Source organism: bacterium, from assembly GCA_021372775.1.
Classification (GTDB): domain Bacteria; phylum Acidobacteriota; class Polarisedimenticolia; order J045; family J045; genus JAJFTU01.
Map to the genome: position 1 here is coordinate 1 of JAJFTU010000343.1, position 4,786 is coordinate 4,786.

A 4,786-nucleotide genomic window follows, 5' to 3' on the forward strand; every position below is an offset into this window, starting at 1 on the left:
AAAAGAAACGCCCCCGGCGGGGCCGGGGGCGTTCGCGTTGGCTGAGCCGCGCGGGGCGGCGTCAGTCGGCGGCGTACTTGGACATCACGCTCTCCACGACGCGGCGGGAGAGGGTGTGGTAGCGCGGGGCGACGGCGGCGAAGATCTCGCGCGCCATGGCCCGGGTGCGCGGGGTCGCGCCGAGCGCGGCGTAGAGCGGGCGGAGGTACTTCATCCGGCCGACCGTCGAGAGGACCGCGCGCACGCGCGGGAAGACCGGCTCGTAGTCGGACGCGGCGGCGATCGCCAGCCACTCGACGAGGATCTCGTAGTTGCCGCGCGCGGTGAGGTGGAACGCCTTGTCCAGCCAGTCGAGCTGGTTCGTCGGCAGCGGCCGCGGCAGGTTCTGCAGGTAGATCAGCAGCTCGTTCGGCGACCAGTGCGCGACCTCCTCCGGCGAGGGGCGCGTCCCCGCGTTCCACTCGGCGGCGAGCCGCTGCAGCTTCTCCAGCGACTCGGAGCGGAAGGTCGGCGCGTCGGCCGGCAGCCCCACGCCGTAGAGCCACGTCCGCGCGTCCACGCGCCCCGCCAGCCCCGGCGCCCGCTCCTCGAGGAACTCCAGGAACTGCTCGGTCGTGATCGAGGTGAAGCGGAACCGCTCGATGTAGGCGCGGAGGAAGCGGTCGAACTTCTCGCGGCCGAGCGCCTGCTCCAGCCGCGCGACGAAGCGCGCCCCCTTCTCGTACGGCACCTGGGAGTAGGAGTCGTCGGGGTCCACGCCGGTCAGCTCGCAGCGCAGCTTGGTCAGCGGCGAGTCGGCGCCGAAGCGCGCGATCGCCTCCTCCAGCGAGCGCTGGCCGATCGCCCAGCCGAGCGCGGCGACGTCCGGCCCGTGCAGCGCCTCGAGGATCCGCCGCTCCGCCCAGACCGTGAAGCCCTCGTTGAGCCAGAAGTGCTCGGCCGAGGCGTTGGTGATCAGGTTGCCGGTCCAAGAGTGGGCCAGCTCGTGGGCCACGACGTCCACCAGCGAGCGGTCGCCGGCGAGCAGCGTCGGCGTGAGGAACGTCAGGCGCGGGTTCTCCATCCCGCCGTAGGGGAACGACGGCGGCAGGACGAGCATGTCGTAGCGGTCCCAGTCGTACGGCCCGAACAGCTTCTCCGCCGTGTCGAGGATCGGCCCGATCTCGGCGAACTCCCAGGCCGCCGCGTCCACCGTCTCCGGCTCGGCCCAGACGCGCGAGCGCGGGTCGAGGTCGCGCGAGGCGAGGTTGCCGACGGCGAGCGCGAGCAGGTAGGGCGGGATCGGCTGCGGCATCTCGAACAGGTAGGTCGTCGTGCCGACGCGCGGGCCGTCCTTGCGCCCCGCCGTGCCGGCCGACATCACCGCGACGAGCGGGTCGGGGACCGTGATCTCGGCCGCGTAGGGGACGCGCGCGATCGGCGTGTCCTGCAGCGGGACCATCGTGCGGGCGTGGATCGACTGGCACTGGCTGAAGAGGAACGGATGGGCCTTGCCCGCCGTCTGCTCCGGCGCGAGCCACTGCAGGGCGATCGCCTGCGGCGAGGTCGTGTAGGCCACCGTGACCTCGCGCGTCCCGGCGGGGAGCGTCAGCCGCAGCCGCCGCCCGAGGATCGGCTCCTCCGGCGCGAGCTCGAACGGCGCCGGCCGGCCGTCTCCGGTCGTGACGCGCGCGATCTCCAGCCCCTTGGTGTCGAGGTCGAGCGGGCCGGAGACGGGGCTCTCGAACGTCAGCGTCGCCGCGCCGGCGAGGACGCGCCGCGCGAAATCGACGTCGAGGTGCAGCGCGAGGGCGGCCGCGCGCGGCTGCGCGGGGTCGTAGTACGAGTGCGGATCGGGGCGGTTCATCGGATCTCCTCCGTCAGCTCGGGGGCCAGGGCGTGGATGAAGTGGGCGGCGAGGCGGCGGTGCAGGTGGGTGCGCGCCGCCTGGCCCAGGATGCCGTGGGTCTTGTTGGGGTAGATCTGCAGGTCGTACGGCCGGCCGGCCTTGTAGAGCGCGTCCACGAAGGCGATCGTGTTCCCCCAGTGGACGTTGTCGTCGCCGCTGCCGTGGACGACGAGCAGCGCGCCGTCGAGCTTCGCCGCGGCGTTGACCGGCGACGAGTCGCGGTAGCCGTCGGGGTTGTCCTTCGGCAGCTTGAGGTAGCGCTCGGTGTAGGCCGAGTCGTAGAAGCGCCAGTCGGTGACCGGGGCCACGGCCGCGCCGGCCTTGAACACGCCGGGGGCGTGGGTCAGCGCGTAGCAGGTCATGTAGCCGCCGTACGACCAGCCCCAGATGCCGACGCGCGCCGGATCGACGAACGGCTGCGCCTTGAGCCAGGCGACGCCGGCGAGCTGGTCCTCGAGCTCCGCCTTGCCGAGGCGGCCGAGGATCGCGCGCTCGAAGTCGCGGCCGCGGCCGAACGAGCCGCGGTTGTCCACCGAGAAGACGACGAAGCCGCGCTCGGCGAGGTACTGGTGGAAGAGGGCGTAGCGGCCGCCCCACGCGTCCTGCACGACCTGCGCGTGCGGCCCGCCGTAGACGTAGACGAGCGCGGGGTGCTTCTTCGCCGGGTCGAAGTCGGGGGGCAGGAGCAGCGAGGCCTCGAGCTTGGAGCCGGCGGGGCCGTCGATCTCGAGGAAGCGGACTTCGCCGCGCGCGAAGTCGGCGACCGGCGGGCGGTCGTTGGCGACGACGGGGCGCAGGCGCGCGCCGTCGGGGCCGAGGATCCAGAGCGACCACGGGCGGTCGGCGGCGGAGGCGCGGTCGAGGAAGAGGCCGCCGCGCGGCGCGGCGACGACGACGTGCGTGCCGCGCTCGGCGGTCAGGCGGCGCGGCGCGCCCCCCTCGAGCGGCGCGCGGAAGAGCTGCCGCTCGCGCACGGTCGGCGCGTTGGCGACGTAGACGACGCCGTCGGGGCCGGCGGAGAGGAGCGCGGTGACCTCGAACGGGCCGGCGACGAGCGGGCGCAGCTCGCGGCCGTCGGCGGCGTGGAGGTAGAGCGCGCGGCGGCCGCCCTTCTCCGACGACCAGACGAAGCGGCCGTCGGGGAGGAAGAGCGGCTCCCCCTCGAGGTTGATCCACGCCTTGTCCTCTTCGACGAGGATCTCCTTGGCGCGCCCCTCGACGAGGACGTTGAGCGCGAGGCGGGTCTGCGGGCGGTCGAGCGACTCGAACCAGACGCGGCCGTCGGGGGTCCAGCCGAGGCGCGGCAGGTAGGCGTCCGGCGCCAGCGCGACGCGCGTCTCGGCGGCGGGGAGGCCGTCGGGGAGGCGCACGACGCGCAGCGAGGCCTGCGGGCTCGGGTCGCCCGGCTTGGGGTAGAGCTGGTTCTCGGTCGGCGGCTGGAGCGCGGTCCAGTCGGTGATCGGGTAGCGCGGGACGCCCCTCTCGTCGAGCGAGAGGAGGGCGATCGCGCGGCCGTCGGGGGACCAGACGAAGGCGCGCGTGTCGGCGTCGGCCAGCTCCTCGCGGTAGACCCAGTCGAGGACGCCGTTGTACCGCTCCGGGCCGCCGTCGAAGGTCAGGCGCGTTTCGGCGCCGGTCGCGACGTCCGCGACGTAGAGGTCGTGGTCGCGGACGAAGGCGACGCGGCGGCCGTCGGGGGAGAACTGCGGGTCCTCGTCCGACGATGGGCTGTTGGTCAGGCGGCGCAGCGCGCCGCTCTTGGCGTCGAGCAGGAAGAGGCTGCGGCCGCTCGAAAGGAGCGCGGCCGACGCGTCGGGCGCCCAGACGGGGTCGGCGACGCGCACGCGCTCGTCGGGGAGGCCGGGCTTCGCCGCGGGGAACGCGGGGAGGCGCTGCTCGACGGCGAGGTCCGCGCGGGCGCCGGTCTCGGCGTCGAGGAGGACGAGGGTGGTCGTCGCGGCCTCGCCTTGGCCGTCGCGCTCGACGAACGAGAGGCGCTTGCCGTCGGGCAGCCATTGCGGCCCGGTCGGCAGCGTCCCGTCGAGCGCCGGCTCGGCGAAGATCCGTTCGATCGTCAGTTTGGGGCGCGCCTCGGCGCGGGCGAGGGGCGCGGGGAAGAGGAGCGGCGCCAGCGCGGCGCCGAGGATCACGGCCGAAGCCCAAGGGGAACGCATTCCGCCTCCGCAGGTGTGCGCCTAGCGTACCCCCGAACGCCTTCCCCGCACGATCCCCGCCCCCGGGCGCCGGGGACGCGGCCGGCGCGAGGCGTGCAGGGGCGGCTGGCGCGTCACGAGGCTCGTCGGAACGACGGCGTTTCATCCGCTCCTGCCGCCCGACGTGATTCACTCGCATCGTTGCCTTTGGGCGTTGAACGGCAACGCGGTGCGAGGTCCAGGTCGGGCGGCAGGCGCGGTGGAGGCGCCGCCGTTCCGACGATCTGATCGGCGCGCCAGCCGCCCCTGCACGACGTGACCGCGCGCAACGTCGCCGTCCGCGCAACGTCGTGATTCCCGCGCGCAACGTCGCCGTCCGCGCAGCGTCGTGATTCCCGCGCGCGACGTCGCCGTCCGCGCGCCGACGCGACCGCGCGCCTGTTCGCCGCGCGGCGGACGTCAGTTGCAGGCCGTGAACGGGCGCGTCGCGCCCGAAGAGGCTTGGCCGTAGTCGCCGCCGCAGGCGTTGACGGCGCGCTCGACGTAGAAGAACGCGCGGCCCGGCGCCGGAACCGCCGCGTCCTCGACGCTCGTCGCCGCGCCGCGCCGCAGCAGGCAGACCGCGCTCGGCGCGCCCGCGGGCAGGCCTGCGATGTTGCCGCGCGCGACGTCGTAGCGCGTCGCGCTTCCCGCCGTCGCGGCCTGCGCGCTCCAGACGAGCGTCGTCGGGCCGTCGAAGCGCAGC

General features: G+C 74.4%; 3 protein-coding genes. All 3 read right to left on the bottom strand.

Going from position 1 to position 4,786, the window contains the following annotated elements; genetic code table 11:
* Positions 1-61: 61 nt before the first annotated feature.
* A complete protein-coding gene (locus tag LLG88_11485; protein MCE5247522.1) occupies positions 62-1,846 on the bottom strand; it encodes a M1 family metallopeptidase in 1,785 nt (594 codons plus the stop codon).
* Positions 1,843-4,062 carry a S9 family peptidase gene (locus LLG88_11490; protein MCE5247523.1) on the bottom strand — a complete coding sequence of 740 codons (2,220 nt, stop codon included), beginning with the start codon at positions 4,060-4,062 and terminating at the stop codon, positions 1,843-1,845. Before LLG88_11490 ends, LLG88_11485 begins: the two co-directional genes overlap by 4 nt.
* A 438-nt stretch (positions 4,063-4,500) precedes the next feature.
* Positions 4,501-4,786: hypothetical protein (locus tag LLG88_11495; protein ID MCE5247524.1), on the bottom strand; the 286-nt coding region annotated here is incomplete at its 5' end.